Source organism: Serratia sp. M24T3 (genome assembly GCF_000257645.1).
Taxonomy (GTDB): Bacteria; Pseudomonadota; Gammaproteobacteria; order Enterobacterales; family Enterobacteriaceae; genus Rouxiella.
In genome coordinates this window covers 38391-57155 of sequence record NZ_AJHJ01000004.1, presented here as the reverse complement: position 1 = coordinate 57155, position 18765 = coordinate 38391, and the positions used below count along the sequence as shown (strand labels likewise).

The following is an 18765-nucleotide window of genomic DNA, read 5'->3' as shown; positions in this document are numbered from 1 at the left end:
CCAAGCCACGAATATTGGCTTGGCACCGACGAGCTGGGCCGCGATATCTTCAGTCGACTGATTTATGGCGCGCGCATCACTCTCTACATCACCTGCCTGAGCGCGCTGATTGTCGGCCCGATTGGCCTGCTGGTCGGCACTATCGCTGGCACCGTTGGCGGCTGGACCGATACCGTGCTGATGCGCATCGTAGATATTTTCCTCGCCTTCCCCAGCCTGATTTTGGCGTTGGGGTTCGTGGCGGCGCTGGGTCCGGGTATCGAAAACGCCATTATCGCTATTTCGCTCTCCGCATGGCCTCCCATCGCCCGTCTGGCAAGGGCAGAAGCCTTGTCGATTCGTAAAATGGACTATGTCGCGGCGGTGCGTTTGCAGGGCGCCTCGCAAATGCGCATTATTCTGCGGCACATTATCCCGATGTGCCTGCCGTCAGTCGTGGTGCGCCTGACGCTGAATATGGCGGGAATTATCCTTACTGCATCGGGCCTCGGCTTTCTCGGCCTTGGCGCGCAGGCACCCAGCCCGGAATGGGGCGCGATGCTGTCATCTGGTCGCCAATTCATGATGACTAACTGGACGATTGCCGCGATCCCCGGCCTGTCGATTCTTTTCACCAGCCTGGCGTTTAACCTGTTTGGTGACGGCCTGCGCGACGTATTGGACCTGCGACATGACTGAAAAATTGCTGGAAGTCGAGAATCTGAACGTGGTGTTCAAAGGCCATCGTCAGAATCATCACGCCGTGCGCGATATTTCTTTTTCCGTCGGGCGTGAAAAGGTCGCGATTGTCGGCGAGTCCGGTTCCGGCAAGTCGTTGACCGGACGCTCGCTGTTAAAACTCACTCCGCGCGGCGCTACCGTTAGTGCAACGAAAATGCGTTTCGGTGATATCGATCTTTTAAAATCCTCGGAGCGCGAAATGCGCAAGATCCGAGGAAAAAGGATTTCGATGATCATGCAGGATCCGAAATTCTCGCTGAATCCGCTGATGCGGGTGGGTCATCAAATTACCGAAGCCTATCGCATACACTTTAGCGTTAGTGAAAAGGACGCACGGATCAAGGCGATGCAGATGCTGGAAGCGGTAAACATTCGCGATCCGCAGCGGGTTTTCGAGCTTTATCCACACGAAATTTCCGGCGGTATGGGGCAGCGCATCATGATTGCGATGATGCTAATCCCTGAACCGGATTTGATCATTGCCGACGAACCCACTTCAGCCCTCGATGTCACAGTGCGCCAGCAGGTGCTTTCCGTGCTCGACGCATTGCTTGAACGCCGTAAAACCGGGCTGCTATTTATTACCCACGACCTGAGCCTGGTCTCAAGCTTTTGTGACCGTGCGCTGGTGATGTACGCCGGACGTATTCTCGAAGAAATCGCCGCCGACCAGCTGCATCTCGCTAAGCATCCTTATACCCGCGCCCTGCTGGCGAGCCAGCCTGACTTGCATCATCCGGTAGATATGCTGTCGATCCCCGCTCGTGATCCCGCCTGGTTGACCGGCCCGGTGTATCGCTATGGAGAAGCCCTATGAATAGTTTGGCCGAAGAAGCTAAACCGGTGTCAGATGAAGAGGCCAAGGCCGTCCCGCTGGCAGTCGACCGAATGATTGAAACCGTAGATTTAAGCATCGCTTTCGGAAAAGGCCATCGCCGACGTTTGATTGTCGATAAAGTTTCCTTGAACATTGCGCGCGGTGAAAGCTACGGGCTGATTGGCGAATCGGGCTGCGGAAAATCGACCATTTTACGCACCTTGACCGGGCAGAATACTCAGTACGATGGCGCGATACTTTATCAAAATCGTGAACAGCATCCGGTGCGCGATAAAGCCTATTATCGGCAAATCCAGATGGTATTTCAGGACCCCTACGCCTCGCTGCATCCGCGAAAAATGGTCTATCACACGCTGCTCGAGCCGCTGGTCATCCACGGTATGGACCGCCGCGAGGAGCGCATCAGCGATGTCCTCACCTCCCTCGGTCTTAGCGACGCTTTTCGCTACCGCTACCCGCACCAACTTTCTGGTGGTCAACGCCAGCGCGTTGCTCTCGCCCGCGCGCTGATTATCGAACCCCAGGTGCTGCTGCTGGATGAGCCAACTTCTGCGCTGGACGTTTCAGTCCAGGCCGAAATTCTTAACCTGCTGAAAACCTTGCGCCGCCAGCGCAATCTGACCTATCTGATGGTGACTCACGATTTAGCCGTGGTCACGCACTTGTGTGACCGCGTGGCGATAATGCATCAGGGAAAACTGCTGGAAGAGATGACCGCGGACGAGATCCGTCGCGGCGCGGCAACCCAGCCTTATACACAACAATTTTTGGCGGCGAGTAGCCACTAAGCTTCAGGACACATCCATGACTCACAATTTAATGCCCCGAAACGGATGGGAAGGGTTGCTGCGGCTGTGTGAAAACAGCCAATGCGATGCGCTGCTGGTGATTCAGGGCGGCGAAACGCGTTTTACTTACGGCGATATGCAGCAGCGTTTTCTTTGTCATTCAATGCGTAAAAGCTTTCTCAGCGCGCTGATTGGTATTCAGGTGGCGCAGGGGAATTTTGATTTATCGCTGACTTTGGCCGAACTTAAAATCAATGATATCGACCCGCTGAGCGAGGTTGAACTCAGCGCCACGCTGTACGATTTACTGGTCGCTCGTTCAGGAATATTTCATCCCGCCAACTATGAAACTCCGTGGATGACGCGCATCAAACCGCCGCGTCACAGCCAGCCGCCGGGTTGCCTGTGGAGCTATAACAACTGGGATTTCAATGCGCTGGGCACTGCCTTTCGGCAAATGACCGGCTTGGATATTCATCAGGCTTTTCTCGAGCAAATCGCCCGGCCATTGGGAATGCAAGATTACCGCTACAGCAACGAACGCCGAGATGGCTGGCTGGAATCTGGCGAAAAATCGCAGCATCCCGCTTATCCGTTCCGGCTTTCAACACGCGATTTAGCCCGCTTTGGTCAGCTTTATTTGCAGCAGGGAATGTGGGGCGGCAAAGAAATTCTGCCCGCCTCCTGGGTTCGCCAAAGCCTGATGCCCTATTCCGACGCGGGCGATCGCGGCGCCTATGGCTACATGTGGTGGCTGGCTCGTCAAGGCATCGCCTTCCCCGGCTGTGAACTGCCAGAAGGCAGCTTTTATGCCTACGGCGCGGGCGGGCATTACTGCCTGGTGATGCCTGCGCTGGACGCCGTGGTGGTTCACCGCGTGAACACTGACATCGCAGGGCGCAGCGTCAATCGGTTCCAGGTCGGCAAACTCATGGACCTGTTACTTTCCTGAATTTCATAACAATTTAAGCAGGTATCAAAATGAACGTGATTGAAGCCATTGCCGACTGGAGTTGCCGTCAAGACCAGTTTAGTCCGCGCGCAAGAGAGTTGGCGCGGATTGCCATTACCGATACGCTGGCCTGTCTCTATGCCGGACAAAATGATTTTTCGAGTCTGGCCGTGCGCCGGGCGTTCGAGGACTATCTCAATCCTGATGCTGGTGCCAGCGTGATTGGCGGCGGCAAAGCTCCGGCCGCGATCGCCGCACTGCTCAACGCCACCGCGGCCCACGCCATCGATTATGACGACAATTTCCAGCCGGGCATGAGCCACGCCTCGGCGGTGCTGGTTCCCGCCCTGTTGGCCGTTGCCGATGAAACTAATGCCAGCGGCAGCCGGCTGATCGATGCCTATTTGATCGGTTTGCAAGCTCAGGCTTTTGTCGGCATGGGCGTTGGGCCTTCGCATTACACCGCAGGCTGGCACGGCACCTCGACCGTGGGCTGTATCGGCACCGCGGCGGGCGTGGCTTGGCTGATGGGCCAGGATGAGGCAGGCATCTCGCGAACGCTGAGTAACGCGGTAAGTTTTGCCTCCGGCACCAAGGGGCAATTCGGCACACCGATCAAACCATTACATGCAGGATGGGCAGCCCGTAACGCGATAGATGCGGCGCGTTTTGCCGATCAGGGCATGCGCGGGCGCATCGACATTTTGGAAGCCCCGCAGGGATTTATGGAAATGTTTGGCGGCGCGTCGGCCACGGGTTGGGACATTGCAGCCATTCTTTCCACACAAAAACACGTCATTGAAACCACGGGAGTCATGCCAAAACGCCATCCGTGCTGCGGCTCCACGCATATGATTATCGATGCGTTGGCCGATCTGCGCGAACAGCACGATTTTGCCGATGCCGAGGTAGTCAGCGTAGATACGCTGGTCGGCATCGCCAATCAACGCAATCTGGCCTATGAGCTGCCTCAGGACGAAATGCAGGCTCGTTTTTCGATGCAATACTGTGTCGATACCGTGCTGCGCAATGGCGCATTAGGGGTCCGAGATTTTACGGCGGAGCGGGTTGCCCAGTTGACCGATCCTGCCAGATTGGCCCGCATCACCATGCGTGCCTACAGCGCCGAGCAGGAAAAGGATACCCCACCGGCTGAGCGCCTGCCGCATCGCATTACTGTCACCCTTAAAGATGGCCGCGTGCTGGAAGCCGAACGCAAACTGGCGAAAGGCAGCCTTGTAGAACCTTTCACCTCTGCCGATCGCCTGCAAAAATTTGTCGACTGCTGCGCCGCTCTGCCCAATGCCAGAGCCTTGTTTATGCAGCTTGAGATGCTGGACCAGCAGGAAGATTTGGGATTCTTGACAGACCTGTATTCTTAATGAGCAATATCGTAACGACAATGACATTACACGATGCTATGATTGAGCCAAATATCAGGAGGCTCAATCCATGCCGTCATTAAATATACAGCCTTATAAACGAGAGGCTTTAAACCTTCGCATCAAAGCAGAAGACCGGGATCTCATCGACCGGGCAGCGCAGATTAAAGGTAAAAATCGTACTGATTTCATTCTTGATGCAGCAAAATCTGCGGCGCAGCTCGCATTGTTGGATCAATCCGTCATCATGGCTAACCCAGAGGCCTACGCAGAGTTTATAGTGCAGCTCGATGCTCCTGCACAAATCAATCCAGCATTGCAGAAAACACTAGCCACTCCAGCACCTTGGGATGAATAAATATGACATTGGATGCTCCCTTACCGCTGAAGGAACAGCATAGGCTTAGTGATTTTGACTGTGGTGAAACAAGCCTGAATGAATGGTTAAACAAAAGGGCAAAGAGTAATCAAATTAGTGGGGCTTCAAGAACGTATGTCGTTTGTGACAACGGCAAAGTCGTGGCTTTTTATTCGTTGGCCTCGGGTGGGGTGACTAGCCTTTCCTGTTCTGGAAATATAAAACGCAACATGCCCAATCCGATCCCTGTGGTCTTCCTTGCACGTCTGGCTGTGGCAAACAGCCACAAAAGACGAGGAATAGGTCGGGCATTAGTTCGCGATGCCGTCATAAGAGTCGTAGCCGCTGCCGAAACTATTGGCATACGAGCCTTCGTTATCCATGCAATTGATAGTCATGCCAAAGAGTTTTACCAAAGCCTCGGTTTCGAATCTTCTCCGCTCGATCCATTGATGCTAATGGCTACTTTGACGAGTCTTCGTCTCAATCTTGTTGAGAAAATCTAAAATCTTCTCCCGGCGCTAAACGGCTGCATATCGATCTGCGGTTTTTCGCCGGTCATTAGCGCGGCTAAAAGCTCGCCGGTAGCGGGCCCGAGAGTGAATCCCTGATGGCCGTGACCAAAGGCGCACCACATTCCTGGCACATCTGGCACAGCACCGATCACTGGCTTCATGTCAGGCATACAAGGTCGTGCGCCTTTCCACGGCTCCGGGTCCACGCGATCGCCAATCGGCAGCAGGTCACGAGCAACGGCCTCGCAGTCGATTAACTGTTTCGGCGTTGACGGGCTGTCAATCAGCGCCAGCTCCGCACCGGTCGTTAAACGTAAACCGTTTTTCATCGGCGCAATCAGATAGCCGCGCTCTTCATCCAATACCCAATGGTTTAGCTTGCGATCGGGCAAGGCAGCGTAATGCATATGGTAACCGCGTTTAACGAACATCGGCGGTGCGAAGCCAAAACGTGCGGTCAATTTGGTGGTCCACGGACCCAGCGCAATCACTACCTCGGCAGCCGTCACTGTTTCGCCATCACGCGTGCGAACCTGCCAGCCAGCAGCGGTTTTCTCAAGGGTTAACGCATCGCCGAACAGCATCTCGCCTCCGCGCCGATTAAACAACTCGGCATAGGCTTTCACCAGATCGCCAGGACTGCGCAGCGTCCACGGATCGGTCCAGTGAACTGCTCCCACCAGCTGCCCTTTGGCAATGCCAGGTTCCAGTTCGGCCAGCTGTTGTTGATTCAATTTGCGATGATTTACCCCATGCTCCCGTTGCAGAGTGTCAGCCTCGGCATAGGCAGCCGCAAGGTTTTTCTGGCTGCGCATCAGCATCAACCAACCCTGCTTTTCAACCAGAGACTCGGCCTGTGCCGCCTTAATTAAATCGGCGTGGGTATCAATCGACATGGCGATCATTGAGGCATAGTCTGCCGCAATCTTCTCATAAGCTGCCGGAGCCGAATGGTTAAAATAGCGCAACAAAGGGCCAGCGACGCGTGGCAGCGCCGAGGCGTGATAACGCACGTCGAGACGACGATTGGTGGCGGCAGTGCCAATCACCGACAACGCCCGAGGAAAACTGTAAGGCCGCGCAGCTTCTCGCTGAATAATTCCGGCATTGCCAAATGAGGTTTCCTGCCCGGCTTCCTGGCGGTCAAACAGCGCAACCGATTTTCCTTTTGCCTGCAAATGCAGGGCGCAACTGACGCCCACCATTCCGGCGCCTAACACCAATACATCGTATTTCATGCCTTCAGACCCCATAAAACCATGCCATCAAATTCCATAAACTTGCTTGATGAGACACTGTAAAACGCCGCCTCTCACCGCCAAAAACAATGACGATTAGGCTGGAATTTTTGCTATCACCGTAATTTCCATTTTCGCGCCTTCGGCCATCATCCCTGATTCCACGGTAGTTCTGACCGGCAACGGTGCAGTGAACCAGCGGGCATAGGCTTTATTGAATTCGGCAAAATAGGCTTTGTCGGTCAAATAAACGGTGCAGGAAAATACGTCTTGCAGGCTAAGGCCATTTTCTTCCAAACGAGCTTTGACGCGACCCATCATGGTATCGGTCTGTTGAGTGACGTTCGAAGCAAAAGTGCCGTCGGCTTCAAACGCCACTTCACCGGAAAGATAGGCCAGGCCGTCAACGATGCGGATTGGCGAGAAAGGCAGATTGGTAGGAATACTCATGAAGTTGCTCCTTAAAGTAAATTAATTGCCGACCGGCAGATAAAAGTCAGGCATCTCGGCGATCGGACGTGTTGTTTTAAGACCTTCAATATTCGGCACTGGCCGACGAGTTTTTGCATCGTCTTTCAACTGCTCTTGCAGCGCATAAGCCATGCGCAACAGTTCGACATCGCCACCCCGTGGGCCGATGATTTGCAAACCAAAAGGCATTCCGTAACCGTCAACGCCCACCGGCAAAGAAATCGAAGGCAGTCCGCCAATGGTCGAAGCATAGGCCAGCGCCAACCAATGGTAATAGGTTCGTGTCGCCTGCCCGTTGATTTCTTTAGGATAAAGCTCAGTCCAGGCGCGCGGGCTGATAGTCACCGATGGTGCGAGCATAAAATCATAATCATCAAAGAAGGTCTGCCAGCGGCGATAAATCTGGGTTTGCAGATCCAGGCCACGGGCGATGTCCTGCGCGGTATAGCGCAGCCCCTCTTCAACGTTGAGTCTGACATTTTCCCCGACCTGGCTTGGATCACGCTGATAAAGCTCGCGCGTGCCGGTCAAAAACATCAGCGAGCGGATCTTTTCGAACGCCTCGTCAGTGCCGCTGCAATCAGGGGTGGCGTATTCAGCGCTTTTGAAAACATGACTGAAAAGATTAGTTTTATCAATAAAAGTCTCTGCCACGCCTTTTTCGGTTGGCGCAAAACCGAAATCAGTGGTCAGCGCCACTCTCTGGCGGGATAAATCCAGCGGTGCAATCGGGGTAAATTCTGCGGCATTGCGCATCTGTCGGCCGTGAACGGTATGCGAAAGCGGATCGCTTTTGTCTTCCCCCATCATCACGGTAAACAGTGTTGCCACGTCTTCCACAGTGCGCGCCATCGGCCCGAGTGTGGAGATTTGTAACCAGGCAGTGCCACGTTTTTCGGCCGGAATAAGTCCTGCAGTCGGTCGGAAACCAACAACGCCGTTAAACGCTGCGGGATTACGCAAAGAGCCGCCGGTATCAGAACCGGTGGCAATCGGGAACATGCCGCTGGCCAGGCCCGCAGCCGAGCCACCCGACGATCCCGCTGCTGATTTAGTGTTATCAAAAGGATTGCCGGTGGTGCCGTAGACCGGGTTACGCGAATTACCGCCCGCGCCCCACTCAGGCACGTTGGTTTTACCGATAATGTTGGCACCGGCTTCGCGCAGCACTCTGACCAGCCGCTCATCTTTTTCCGGAATGAAATTCTTGCGCGACAGGCTGCCGCAGCTGGTCGGTAAACCAGCGGCGTCGATCATGTCTTTAACGCCCAACGGCAAACCGTGCAATGCACCCAACTCATCGCCGCGTAATACTGCCTGCTCCTGTTGGCGCGCGGCGCGGCGGGCGGCGTCGAAATCATGGGCGACTACCGCATTAATCGCCGGATTCACCTGCTCAATACGGCGGATACAACTCTCAGTCAGCTCGACGGGTGAAATTTTTTTTTCCCAATCAAACTGCGGGCTTCGGTAGCCGACAGATCGCAAAGTTCGGTCATGACATCTCCTTATCGAAAATCATCTTAAGCGGGATTAAAACTGCCCTGCTTTAATCTGTTTACTGGTCGGTGTGCGCAGGGTCACGCTGATAATTACCGAGCAAGCGGCGGCTGCCATCAGGAATAGAAACGCCGCGGAATAACTAAAATGCTGTACTAAAATACCGATCGCCAGAGGAGCAACAAAACCCGCCGCCTGACCACCAAAGTTAATAATTCCGATCCCTGTTCCGACCATTTTTTCTGCCAGAATTTTAGTGGGCAAGGCAATAGCCACCGCAAAGACAAAGGATTTAAAGAAATAGACACAGGCCTGAGCGGCGATCACCGCCGAAATTGACTGCGCGCCGTACATAAAATAGAGGAAAAAGGCAGTCAGCGCGGCGCTCACCATCAGCATGTATTTTTCTTTACCGTCGAAGAATTTAATCATTACCCAACCGCCGATCATCGTGGCAATGCCCGCGGTCAAATACGGTATCGGTAATAAAATTCCCACAGCCTTAAGATTCATCCCGCGCTCGGTCATCAGGTAAATTGGCATCCATGAATCCAGCCCTTTATTAATCAGGCTAAGCCCAAACCATACGGCGGCCAGTTTCCACATTAAAGGTTTTCTGAGTAGCTCCTTGAGGTCGGCACCGTTCATGCGTTGATGAGCCTGAGTAGTGCTTTCTTTGCGACGGACTGTAAAGCCGTAAACCAGCACAAATAGAATGCCGAGGCCGCCAATCATCATAAATACGTGACGCCAGCCGAAATGAATTAATAACGGCGCAATTAACAATGGGGCAAGCATGCTGCCGATGTAATTGGAAGACATCAGGAAAGAAGACATTTTAGGCTTGTCTTCCAGACTGAAATTCTCGGTCACGCCTTTTATAGACGCCGACGGGAAAATCCCCTCGCCTATACCAAATAGCAAACGGATCGCCAGTAGCGAAGTCAGCGACCAGGCCGTGCCGGTGAACAAGGTAAATAGCGACCAACAGCCGATGCCGATCATCACGATCACTTTCGATCCAAAACGGTCAGCCAACCAACCGCCCGGCAGTTGCATCAGCCAGAAACCAAAATAAAATATACTTAAAACCAGGCCAATTTCGGTAGGTGAAAGACTCAACTCTTTGGCGATTGCCGGGGAGCTGAAACTCAGTACTACGCGGTCGATAAATGCGATGCACCAGGCGGTGTAAAGCAGGCCAAGTACCCAATACTTATTGTCTTTTGCTGTCTTATCAATAACTGCATCTACCATGTTCATTTTCTCCGTGCGGATGAAATAAGAACCCGTTTTGATTTAACAGTCGACCCAAGCAATGCTGCATGATTTTATTATTAATTGACCTTTTTAGGCCTGATTGCATCCTATCCAGCCCTCAGCCATACTTCCAGTTCAACTTTTTGAACACTTCATTGCCGAAACGGCAAACTTTGAGGCCCCACATTCATGAGCTCACGTATTCTTCAGGACACGGCCATCCGCTATTTTCTGGAAGTCGTGCGCTGCGGGTCGATTAGTGAGGCAGCCATTAAACTAAACGTTGCCGGTTCTGCCATCAGCCGCCAAATCAGCGGACTCGAAGCCAGCCTGAATACTCAGCTGTTTGAACGACGCAAGCGCGGCATGATCCCCAGCGCCGCAGGCGAGCTATTGGCCGCCTATGCATTCAAAAATCAGCTCGAAACCGAGCGCGTCAGCAATGAAATCATAGAATTACAGGGTATGAGGCGCGGCGAGGTGCGAATGGCCAGCACCACCGGATTTTCGATCGATTTTCTGCCGCAGGCGATTAGCGAATTCCGTGAGCGTTACACCGGCATTCATTTTCATCTTGATGTGGTCAATGCTAAAGAAGTTACCCGGCGGCTTCTCGAAGGGGAAACCGATATCGGCCTGACTTTTAGCCAAACGCCCGAGCCAAATATCAACGTGCAGTGTCGCCGAAGCGCGCCGATTTATGCAGTCATGAATCAGGCACATCCGTTGGCTGGAAAGCAGAGTTTGCGCCTCTCACAGCTTGCAGGTTACTCACTGGGCATGCCGACGCGTGAAATCATGATGCGCAGCGTGATTGATGCCTGCTGTAGTCGCCAGGGTTTGCTCATTGAGCCAACTTTCACCACAACGTCGATGATCTCGCTGCTATCTTTTGCCAGTTTGAATGGCGGGATCATTTTTTCCACTGAATTATTGGTTCGACACTATCTTGAAACCTACAAACTGGTGGCAATCCCCATTTCTGATCGTGATATGAATTCTTTAAACATGGAACTGCACACCCTGGCAGGCCGAACCCTGCCTAAGGCAGTCTCCAGTTTTGTCGATCTATTACAACAACGGCTGCAGCAATAAGCTGTTTAAGAAACGAATTTTCTCCACCGCTTCCGATTCCTCCTAATCCCAGCCACTAGCGTGGCATACCTCGGCATGACTGCTAGGCTTAATACTGTCCTGCTTTTTGTAGGGTCTTTGTTGAATAAACAACCACACAGAAAAGATAAGGAGCATGTCGTGGCATTTAAAAAAGCAATCAAGCTCTCGGAGCTGGGGAACAATCAGCTTAAACAGGTAGAAATCGACGACACCAAAATCGTGCTGGTCCGTCAGGACGACAGCGTGCATGCGTATCAGGCAAATTGCCCGCATGCAGGTGCGCCACTGGCCGAAGGCGCTGTGTGTGAAGGTAAGCTGGTTTGCCCTTGGCACAAAGCCGTGTTTGATCTTAACGATGGCAGCCTGGAGCAGCCACCTGCGCTCGAAGGTTTAAAACAGTACGCGGTGAAAATCAGCGGCGGAGTAGTGATGGTCGACCCTGATGGAGTGAGTCAGCATACTCACCTGCAAGCCGGTGATGACAGCGATCAGATAGTCATTCTGGGTTCGGGTGCAGCGGGTAGTGCCGCGCTGAGCACCCTTGAAGAAAGTGGTTATCACGGCAGAATCGTGGTTATCGATCAGGAAAAAAATGCCGCATACGATCGTACCGCACTGACTAAATTTGTGCCCGACGGCAGCATGGATGTTTCTGACGTTCCCTCCTTGCTCGACGATGGCGCCTTTAGCAAGAAAAACGTGCAACGTATCGTCAGCACGGTCACCAGCATTGATCGCAAAAAGAAAAAACTGCTTCTGGCCAACCAGCAGCACGTGTCTTTCAAAAAATTGCTGATTGCCACCGGTGGATCGCCTAAACGCCCTGAACTGCCCGGCGGTGCACTGAGCGGGATCCACGTTTTACGTAATTTGCAGCAGGAGAAAACGCTGCTTTGTGCCGTCGATGAGTTAAAGCAGCTGGTGATTATCGGTAACAGCTTTATCGGCATGGAAATGGCCGCGGCGCTGCGCAAACGTGATATCGCCATCAAGGTAATTGCTCCTCATCCACTGCCGTTTGAAACACAGTTCGGCGAGAAAATTGCGCAATATTTCCGTGCGTTGCATGAACATAACGGCGTTGAATTTATCGATGGCGAGGTAGTAGGCTTTAGCGGCGATCGTCGGGTAGAAGCGGTAAAATTGAAAGACGGTTCCAGCGTAAAAACCGACGTCGTACTGTTGGCAACGGGTGTCGAACCCGTGACCTCATTTGTTCACGATTTACCGCTTAACGATGACGGCAGTTTGCAGGTCGATGAATATCTACGCGCTGCCGAAGATATCTATGCGGTTGGCGACATTGCCAGTTTCCCGCTGGACGGCAAGTCTACGCGCATCGAACACTGGCGCGTGGCTCAACAGCAAGGGCGTACAGCGGCTAAAAACATGATTGGCGAACACGAAGCCTTTGATCGCGTTCCCTTTTTCTGGACTCAGCACTTCGGCACTCGTTTCGAGCATTTGGGCAACCCACAGCGATGGGACAAAATCGAGATTATCGGTTCACTTGAAGATCAGGATTTTGTCGTGCTGTATGGCCTGAAAAATCATCTGGTTGGCGTAGTCGCAACCGGTCGTGAACGCACTACCGGCAAGCTTTTACTGCAAATGCAGCATGATTTGACGTTGAAACAGGCGCACAAACTGGTGGATGAAACAGAAGAAGGCTGATCCACCGCCCCTCATCCACATCCTGAAAAGGGATTAACCTTCACGTAATCCGTGGATGTGGGGTTGCTCAGCCACTTCGTGCAGGCATCGCCCAATCAGCATATGCAGCGGCGATTGCCTGTTCGCGTGGCGCATCACTACTATCAACTCCCGGTTGAAAGTAAATTCGCCCAGCGATATCACCCGCAAATCTGCTTTTCTTTCAAGCCATAGCCCGGCGAGTGGCACCAGCGCGACGCCCAATCCGCTTTCCACCATTTTTACAATTGCATCAATCTCATCGATTTCCAGCGCGACCTTAGGTTCCAGCCGATGGGTACGCAAAAACTGACTCACCATACGGCCACCAAACGACGTGCGATCGTAACGGATAAACGGCTGTTCCCGAATTAGCGTAAAACAATCATCCCCCGCAGTTTTCGAAGGTGCAATCAACACAAACGGCTCGCGAGACAAGGTTTCGCTATGCAAATCCTTGGCCAGAGGAAATCCCGGTTTGATAACAATCGCCAAATCGATATTTCCCGCATCGACCTGCGTTAACAGATTGAAAGACACACCCGGAACGAGCTTGGTTTCAAGTGCCGGAGCATTCTGATGCAGTTTAACCAGCACTTTCGGCAGCAGCCCGGTCTGAAAAGTCGAAATTGCGCCAATCTTTATCACCCCACGAAAATCACTGAGGCTTTCCGGCTTTGACATGCTGGCAAAGATCTCGATAATTTGCTCAGCCATAGGCAGCACGCGGCTTCCGGCGGCATTGAGCACGGCGGTTCGCCCGGTGCGGTCAAACAACGCCATACCGAGATAATCTTCCAGCCCTCGGATTTGGGCACTGACCGCCGATTGCGTCAGGCCGATGCGCTGGCCGGCGGCAGCGAAGGTGCCATCCTGCGTTACTGCAATAAACGTTTTTAGCTCACGTAACATCGCCGCCCCACTCATCTATTTTATTAATGAATCACAACAATAATATTTGTTTTTAATTAAAAATTTTATCGATAAGAATGGATGAACACAACCTAACCTTACATTTCCTCCGTCATTGAAGTCTTATCGCGCTGCTTTAAGTTCGGCAAGCCAGTAAATCTCCGATGAATCTAACCGTCTCAGATTTGCCGGGAAAAAGCTGCACAGACTTGAGTTACCACGAGGATCAGGAGTAATAACATGGCGTTAAGTCCGTTCCATCTTGCAATTCCAGTTTACGATTTAGCAACCTGCCGCGCTTTTTACGGCGAAACCTTTGGACTCGCTGAAGGCCGTTCAAGTGAGCATTGGGTAGATTTTGATTTTTATGGTCATCAGTTGGTGATTCACGAGCATCCAAAGACTGTGACGCAAGAATCTGCGCATACCAACCCGGTGGACGGCCACGACGTGCCGGTTCCGCATTTTGGTATCGTGTTGGGCTGGCAAGAATGGGAAGCACTGGCGGAAAGGCTGAAGTCCTTCAACATCAAATTCGTGATCGAACCTTACGTGCGTTTCAAAGGCCAGGTCGGCGAGCAGGCCACCATGTTCCTGCTTGATCCCTGCGGTAACGCGCTAGAATTCAAGGCATTTAAGGATATGAGCCAGCTGTTTGCCAAATAATCGATAGCTGTCGATAAGGCGGGGATAAACATTTATCTTCCGCCTTTTAGCTCCCTCTCAGACTAAAGCTAATAAATTTTGAGCTACGGGAAGGCTGAAAGCGGAGTTACTGCCTGCGATACGCCAAATAGCAAAAAACCCGCGAGCCATAAGCTTGCGGGTTTTTCTAAATGTGGTCGGCGAGAGAGGATTCGAACCTCCGACCCACTGGTCCCAAACCAGTTGCGCTACCAAGCTGCGCTACTCGCCGAATTGGGCCGCATCTTACTGCCGCTGGTTGTGGCCGTCAATCCCTTTTTAGCCCCATTTCGTCAACTGCTTATAAAACACGCTAACTGATGCTAAAACGGTGATTTTTACCGCTAAAGAGAACAATTTTACTTGTTGAAGTACTCAAAATAATAAAAAGGGAGGCATTTGCCTCCCGATAATAACTGTGACTTTTTAACGGATTTATTTAACGGTCAGAGTCACGTCAATATTGCCGCGAGTAGCGTTTGAATAAGGGCAAACCTTATGCGCTTTCTCAACTAAAGTTTCCGCTACGCTGCGTTCGATACCTGGCAGGGTAATATCCAGCGCGACTTCGATACCGAAACCACCTGGGATCTCACCAATACCGACTGCGCCTTCAATTTTTGCATCAGCAGGAATACGTACTTTTTCCAGTGAGGCAACGTGTTTCAACGCGCCGAGGAAGCAGGCCGAGTAACCCGCAGCAAACAATTGCTCAGGGTTGGAAACTTCGCCACCTGCGCCGCCCATTTCTTTTGGCAGACCCAATTTCACATCCAGAACGCCGTCTGATGAGGTTGCACGGCCATCACGACCACCGGTAGCTGTAGCATGTGCGGTATAAACAACTTTTTCGATAGACATAATAATTTCCTTTAAACGATGAGTTCGATTATTTGTGATTGGCTAACCAATCGATGCTTGATTTGGAAAATAAAAACATTCTTTCATGAAATACGCTATTAAATCGTGCGCTATATTTATGAGTGTAGCAGAGGCGCAAATTCTTGCACCTTCACTCACTCAAAATCTTTTAGGCTTTCTTGTGCAGATGGCCCCTCAGGGTCTGCAATTGTTGCTTGATCGCCGTCATTTCTTCAACGCTGCATTCAGAGGCACAGGCAACCGCCTCAGGAATACTCAACGCTTTCTGCTGCAATGCGCGTCCCGCATCGGTCAGGGTGATAATCACCTGACGCTCATCGACCTGCGCACGGCGGCGAGTCAAAAGGCCGGCAGTTTCAAGACGCTTTAATAAAGGCGTCAGCGTTGCCGAATCCAGAAATAACTTTTCACCGATATCCGAGACCATCAGTTCGTCCTGCTGCCACAACACCAGCATCACCAGATACTGGGGATAAGTCAGATCAAGCTCGCCAAGCAGTTTGCGATAGACTTTATTCAACGCCAGATTGGCGGAGTACAGCGCAAAGCACATCTGCTGATCGAGATGGAGCATGGATGGCGATGTGTTGTCGGAATCAGTTTTTGTGTTCATGAACACAATATAGATAGCGCGCGATATTATAGCAAGCATATTTACAATTGGTGCTTTTGGTGCACGACGTGCTATAACAATTCAAGGCGTATTGATAGAGGAAAAGCGATGAGCAGCTTAGTCGATAAAGCAAGACGTTATGCCAGTAAAGCGCACGCTAGCATCGATCAGCGGCGAAAATACACTAATGACCCGTATATTGTGCATCCGCAGGCGGTGGCCGATATTGTCAGCAGCGTGCCGCATTCTGAAGAAATGCTCGCCGCAGCCTGGTTGCACGATACCGTGGAGGATACCTCAACGACTCTGGATGACATCAGCAACCATTTTGGCTCGCAAGTCGCTGAATTAGTGGGCATGTTGACCAATGTCAGCGTCAACTGCGCGGGCAATCGCATTGAAAAGAAAAATCTCGACCGCTATCACAGCGCCAAAGCTTCTGCCGATGCAAAAACCATCAAACTCGCCGACCTGATCGATAATCTCCGTTCGCTGGTCACTCACGATCCGGATTTCGCTAAAACTTACCTGATTGAAAAGCGTTTGTTGCTGGCGGTGTTGAAAGAAGGCGATCCCACGCTGTGGCGACAGGCAGAACACATCATTAATGACAGCCTGCAACGCCTCCACCAGCCGCCACACAACGTCCCCAGCAGCTGGTTTCAGGGCACCGAGCAGGCATATTTAGCAGCGAAATAATGTGGGTCATCAATGGCCTTTTGAACCTGTTCACGGAACCACCTGTCGTGAGCCATGCTATTCATAATAAGACCAGCGGGTAATCCTCCTTCACTGATTACAAATCATTTGAATGACAAAAACCCTTATAAATCGCCGATTAGTTGCCCTGAAATTGTACAAATGCCCCGCAGTGGGGATGCATGTTATCGTGCAATTTATCGCCCATCTTTTTAATATTCATTAAAATCATAAAGTTAAAAAATGGCACGCCGCTTGCTTAGATGAATTCAATCTTGTGTACTAGATGGAATTCAACTCATGGCCTCAGTATCGACTCCTTACACCGGTTTTCAGTTACGTGATTGGCAACACCATTATCAAAGCGCGCCGGACAGCCTGCGCAGTTCATTGGGTATCGTCCTTGGCAGCTTAAGCGCCGATGATAATGCCTGGCTTTATCGCGCCACTCCCGCCCAGCTTGAAGAGCAAATTACCCAACTTGAAACCTTGCGCGATCAGTCGGGCGGATCTCTCGCCGCGCTGCCGCTGTTTGGCGTACCGTTTGCAGTAAAAGATAATATCGACGTCGCGGGCTGGCCGACCACCGCCGCCTGCCCGGCTTTCGAATATATTGCCGAGCAAGATGCTGCTGTAGTCGCCAACCTCAAGGCCAAAGGCGCGGTGGTGATTGGCAAAACCAATCTCGATCAGTTCGCTACTGGTCTCGTCGGCACCCGCTCCCCTCACGGCGCGGTAAAAAATACCTTTAATCCTGAATACGTTAGCGGTGGATCCAGCTCAGGCTCTGCCTCGGTACTGGCACGCGGTCTGGTCGCCTTCTCACTTGGCACCGACACCGCCGGTTCTGGTCGCGTGCCAGCCGGTTTCAATAATATCGTCGGCCTCAAACCAACCAAAGGCTGGCTGTCGAATCGCGGCGTAGTTCCCGCCTGCCGCCTGAATGACGCCGTCTCCATTTTCGCCCTTACCGTTGCCGATGCCTATCAGGTCGCCACTGCGGCCGGGGGTTACGATCCACAAGACGCCTATTCTCGGGCCAATCCGCACACTGCTCCGGCGGCAATGTCTTCCCAGCCGCGCTTCGCCATACCGGATACGCTGGAATTTTTTGGCGATCGTGAATCTGAAAAAGCCTTCCAACAGGCTCTGGATAAGCTGGTCAGCAACGGTGTCAGTCTGGTGAAAATCGACTTTACGCCATTTAAAGAGTTGGCCGAGCAGCTGTATTACGGTGCATGGGTCGCAGAGCGCACCGTGGCGGTAGGCAAAATTTTTGAAGAAACGCCAGAGGTGATGGACCCGGTAGTGCGCGGCATCGTCGCTAACGGGCTGAAATATTCCGCTGTCGATGCGTGGAAAGCAGAATATCTGCGCGCCGAGCTGTCCCGCCAAATCAATCTTGCGCTGGAAGGTTTCGATGCGCTGGTGGTGCCGACCTCGCCGACCATCCGCACCCTCAAAGAGATGGCACAGGAACCGGTGCTGTTTAACTCGCAGTTTGGCACCTATACCAATTTCACTAATCTGGCTGACCTGAGTGCGCTGGCACTGCCCGCTACCCTTCGCGATGACGGTTTGCCATCTGGCATCACCCTTATTGCCCCAGCCTGGCACGATGGAGCCCTCGCCGCTTTTGGCCGCCAGTGGCAGCGCAGTCTCTCACTGCCTTTAGGCGCGACCGGCAAAACCCTCAATGCCGACAACGCGATGACCGGCCCTGTCGCAGCAAGCGGCGATCACGTCCGCGTTGCCGTCGTTGGCGCACATCTCACCGGCATGCCGCTGAATTTCCAGCTGACGACTCGCAACGCCGTTCGCGTCGAGCAAACCCGCACTGCCAACGATTACAAACTCTATGCCCTCGCCAACACCCAGCCGCCGAAACCGGGCCTGGTGAAGGCCGAAGGCGGTAGCAGCATTATTGTTGAACTGTGGGACATTCCACTGGCGCGCTTTGGCGAATTTGTGGCTGAAATCCCTGCTCCGCTGGGCATTGGTATCCTGCAACTGGCCGATGGTCGCAGCGTGAAAGGCTTTATCTGCGAGCCGTGGGCGATTGCCAGTGCCACTGATGTGACCTCGTTCGGCGGCTGGAGAAGCTATGTCGAGCATCTGAAATCAACCGCTGCCAAAAACGCCTGA

General features: G+C 52.6%; 18 protein-coding genes, 1 tRNA gene and 1 pseudogene. 12 read left to right on the top strand and 8 right to left on the bottom strand.

What is annotated here, in order from left to right; genetic code table 11:
• Positions 1 to 15 precede the first annotated feature (15 nt).
• The 7 genes and pseudogenes from SPM24T3_RS04850 to SPM24T3_RS04820 all read left to right on the top strand — a co-directional run.
• Positions 16 to 678 (top strand): annotated as a pseudogene (locus tag SPM24T3_RS04850) (ABC transporter permease); the annotation flags it as partial.
• The gene (locus SPM24T3_RS04845; protein ID WP_009635588.1) at positions 671 to 1537 is read left to right on the top strand and encodes an ABC transporter ATP-binding protein; all 867 of its coding nucleotides are present in this window, start codon (positions 671 to 673) and stop codon (positions 1535 to 1537) included. The pseudogene SPM24T3_RS04850 and the gene SPM24T3_RS04845, both read left to right, overlap by 8 nt.
• 71 nt (positions 1538 to 1608) lie before the next feature.
• Positions 1609 to 2346 (top strand): ABC transporter ATP-binding protein, encoded by a 738-nt coding sequence (locus tag SPM24T3_RS04840; RefSeq protein WP_037377659.1) that lies wholly within the window; start codon positions 1609 to 1611, stop codon positions 2344 to 2346.
• 16 nt (positions 2347 to 2362) lie between these two features.
• Positions 2363 to 3298: a serine hydrolase gene (locus SPM24T3_RS04835; RefSeq protein ID WP_009635586.1), complete on the top strand. Its 936-nt coding sequence runs from the start codon at positions 2363 to 2365 to the stop codon at positions 3296 to 3298.
• 29 nt (positions 3299 to 3327) lie between these two features.
• Positions 3328 to 4680, top strand: a complete 1353-nt coding sequence (locus SPM24T3_RS04830) for an MmgE/PrpD family protein (protein ID WP_009635585.1) — start codon at positions 3328 to 3330, stop codon at positions 4678 to 4680.
• Positions 4681 to 4750: 70 nt separating this feature from the next.
• A complete protein-coding gene (locus tag SPM24T3_RS04825; protein ID WP_009635584.1) occupies positions 4751 to 5038 on the top strand; it encodes a DUF1778 domain-containing protein in 288 nt (95 codons plus the stop codon).
• A gap of 2 nt (positions 5039 to 5040) precedes the next feature.
• Entirely contained in the window at positions 5041 to 5544 is a 504-nt protein-coding gene (locus tag SPM24T3_RS04820; RefSeq protein ID WP_009635583.1) for a GNAT family N-acetyltransferase, read from the top strand.
• On the opposite strand, the gene SPM24T3_RS04815 is transcribed toward SPM24T3_RS04820, so the two are convergent.
• The 4 genes from SPM24T3_RS04815 to SPM24T3_RS04800 all read right to left on the bottom strand — a co-directional run bounded on the left by SPM24T3_RS04815 (position 5541) and on the right by SPM24T3_RS04800 (position 10019).
• Positions 5541 to 6806: an FAD-binding oxidoreductase gene (locus tag SPM24T3_RS04815; RefSeq protein WP_009635582.1), complete on the bottom strand. Its 1266-nt coding sequence runs from the start codon at positions 6804 to 6806 to the stop codon at positions 5541 to 5543. The two genes, SPM24T3_RS04820 and SPM24T3_RS04815, sit on opposite strands and share 4 nt — an antisense overlap.
• 81 nt (positions 6807 to 6887) lie before the next feature.
• Positions 6888 to 7241, bottom strand: a complete 354-nt coding sequence (locus SPM24T3_RS04810; RefSeq protein WP_009635581.1) for a RidA family protein — start codon at positions 7239 to 7241, stop codon at positions 6888 to 6890.
• Positions 7242 to 7262: 21 nt separating this feature from the next.
• A complete protein-coding gene (locus SPM24T3_RS04805) occupies positions 7263 to 8750 on the bottom strand; it encodes an amidase (protein WP_009635580.1) in 1488 nt (495 codons plus the stop codon).
• Positions 8751 to 8795: 45 nt separating this feature from the next.
• Complete coding sequence (locus SPM24T3_RS04800) at positions 8796 to 10019, bottom strand: MFS transporter (protein WP_009635579.1); 1224 nt, start codon at positions 10017 to 10019, stop codon at positions 8796 to 8798.
• A 192-nt stretch (positions 10020 to 10211) separates the two neighbouring features.
• Between SPM24T3_RS04800 and SPM24T3_RS04795 the strand changes: the two genes are divergently transcribed.
• On the top strand, positions 10212 to 11117 hold the full coding sequence (locus tag SPM24T3_RS04795; protein WP_009635578.1) for a LysR family transcriptional regulator: 906 nt from the start codon (positions 10212 to 10214) through the stop codon (positions 11115 to 11117).
• Positions 11118 to 11276: 159 nt separating this feature from the next.
• Positions 11277 to 12812 (top strand): FAD-dependent oxidoreductase, encoded by a 1536-nt coding sequence (locus SPM24T3_RS04790; protein WP_009635577.1) that lies wholly within the window; start codon positions 11277 to 11279, stop codon positions 12810 to 12812.
• 33 nt (positions 12813 to 12845) lie between these two features.
• Here the strand turns inward: SPM24T3_RS04790 and SPM24T3_RS04785 are convergent, their stop codons facing one another.
• A complete protein-coding gene (locus SPM24T3_RS04785; protein WP_009635576.1) occupies positions 12846 to 13742 on the bottom strand; it encodes a LysR family transcriptional regulator in 897 nt (298 codons plus the stop codon).
• Positions 13743 to 13982: 240 nt separating this feature from the next.
• Between SPM24T3_RS04785 and SPM24T3_RS04780 the strand changes: the two genes are divergently transcribed.
• Entirely contained in the window at positions 13983 to 14408 is a 426-nt protein-coding gene (locus SPM24T3_RS04780) for a VOC family protein (RefSeq protein WP_009635575.1), read from the top strand.
• A 173-nt stretch (positions 14409 to 14581) separates the two neighbouring features.
• On the opposite strand, the gene SPM24T3_RS04775 is transcribed toward SPM24T3_RS04780, so the two are convergent.
• The 3 genes from SPM24T3_RS04775 to SPM24T3_RS04765 all read right to left on the bottom strand — a co-directional run bounded on the left by SPM24T3_RS04775 (position 14582) and on the right by SPM24T3_RS04765 (position 15921).
• Positions 14582 to 14658, bottom strand: a tRNA-Pro gene (locus SPM24T3_RS04775).
• A 203-nt stretch (positions 14659 to 14861) separates the two neighbouring features.
• Positions 14862 to 15287: an organic hydroperoxide resistance protein gene (locus SPM24T3_RS04770; RefSeq protein ID WP_009635574.1), complete on the bottom strand. Its 426-nt coding sequence runs from the start codon at positions 15285 to 15287 to the stop codon at positions 14862 to 14864.
• Between the two features lie 169 nt (positions 15288 to 15456).
• A complete protein-coding gene (locus SPM24T3_RS04765; protein ID WP_009635573.1) occupies positions 15457 to 15921 on the bottom strand; it encodes a MarR family winged helix-turn-helix transcriptional regulator in 465 nt (154 codons plus the stop codon).
• A 108-nt stretch (positions 15922 to 16029) separates the two neighbouring features.
• On the opposite strand from SPM24T3_RS04765, the gene SPM24T3_RS04760 reads away from it, so the two are divergent.
• Both SPM24T3_RS04760 and atzF read left to right on the top strand, forming a co-directional pair.
• On the top strand, positions 16030 to 16620 hold the full coding sequence (locus SPM24T3_RS04760) for an HD domain-containing protein (RefSeq protein ID WP_009635572.1): 591 nt from the start codon (positions 16030 to 16032) through the stop codon (positions 16618 to 16620).
• 300 nt (positions 16621 to 16920) lie between these two features.
• Positions 16921 to 18765 (top strand): allophanate hydrolase, encoded by a 1845-nt coding sequence (atzF, locus tag SPM24T3_RS04755; RefSeq protein WP_009635571.1) that lies wholly within the window; start codon positions 16921 to 16923, stop codon positions 18763 to 18765.

Bases quoted from the DNA above. Each gene is read 5' to 3' on its own strand.
- SPM24T3_RS04845 (WP_009635588.1), top strand. From the start codon at position 671: ATGACTGAAAAATTGCTGGAAGTCGAGAATCTGAACGTGGTGTTCAAA.
- SPM24T3_RS04840 (WP_037377659.1), top strand. From the start codon at position 1,609: ATGATTGAAACCGTAGATTTAAGCATCGCTTTCGGAAAAGGCCATCGC.
- SPM24T3_RS04835 (WP_009635586.1), top strand. From the start codon at position 2,363: ATGACTCACAATTTAATGCCCCGAAACGGATGGGAAGGGTTGCTGCGG.
- SPM24T3_RS04830 (WP_009635585.1), top strand. From the start codon at position 3,328: ATGAACGTGATTGAAGCCATTGCCGACTGGAGTTGCCGTCAAGACCAG.
- SPM24T3_RS04825 (WP_009635584.1), top strand. From the start codon at position 4,751: ATGCCGTCATTAAATATACAGCCTTATAAACGAGAGGCTTTAAACCTT.
- SPM24T3_RS04820 (WP_009635583.1), top strand. From the start codon at position 5,041: ATGACATTGGATGCTCCCTTACCGCTGAAGGAACAGCATAGGCTTAGT.
- SPM24T3_RS04815 (WP_009635582.1), bottom strand. From the start codon at position 6,806: ATGGGGTCTGAAGGCATGAAATACGATGTATTGGTGTTAGGCGCCGGA.
- SPM24T3_RS04810 (WP_009635581.1), bottom strand. From the start codon at position 7,241: ATGAGTATTCCTACCAATCTGCCTTTCTCGCCAATCCGCATCGTTGAC.
- SPM24T3_RS04800 (WP_009635579.1), bottom strand. From the start codon at position 10,019: ATGGTAGATGCAGTTATTGATAAGACAGCAAAAGACAATAAGTATTGG.
- SPM24T3_RS04795 (WP_009635578.1), top strand. From the start codon at position 10,212: ATGAGCTCACGTATTCTTCAGGACACGGCCATCCGCTATTTTCTGGAA.
- SPM24T3_RS04785 (WP_009635576.1), bottom strand. From the start codon at position 13,742: ATGTTACGTGAGCTAAAAACGTTTATTGCAGTAACGCAGGATGGCACC.
- SPM24T3_RS04780 (WP_009635575.1), top strand. From the start codon at position 13,983: ATGGCGTTAAGTCCGTTCCATCTTGCAATTCCAGTTTACGATTTAGCA.
- SPM24T3_RS04770 (WP_009635574.1), bottom strand. From the start codon at position 15,287: ATGTCTATCGAAAAAGTTGTTTATACCGCACATGCTACAGCTACCGGT.
- SPM24T3_RS04765 (WP_009635573.1), bottom strand. From the start codon at position 15,921: ATGAACACAAAAACTGATTCCGACAACACATCGCCATCCATGCTCCAT.
- SPM24T3_RS04760 (WP_009635572.1), top strand. From the start codon at position 16,030: ATGAGCAGCTTAGTCGATAAAGCAAGACGTTATGCCAGTAAAGCGCAC.
- atzF (WP_009635571.1), top strand. From the start codon at position 16,921: ATGGCCTCAGTATCGACTCCTTACACCGGTTTTCAGTTACGTGATTGG.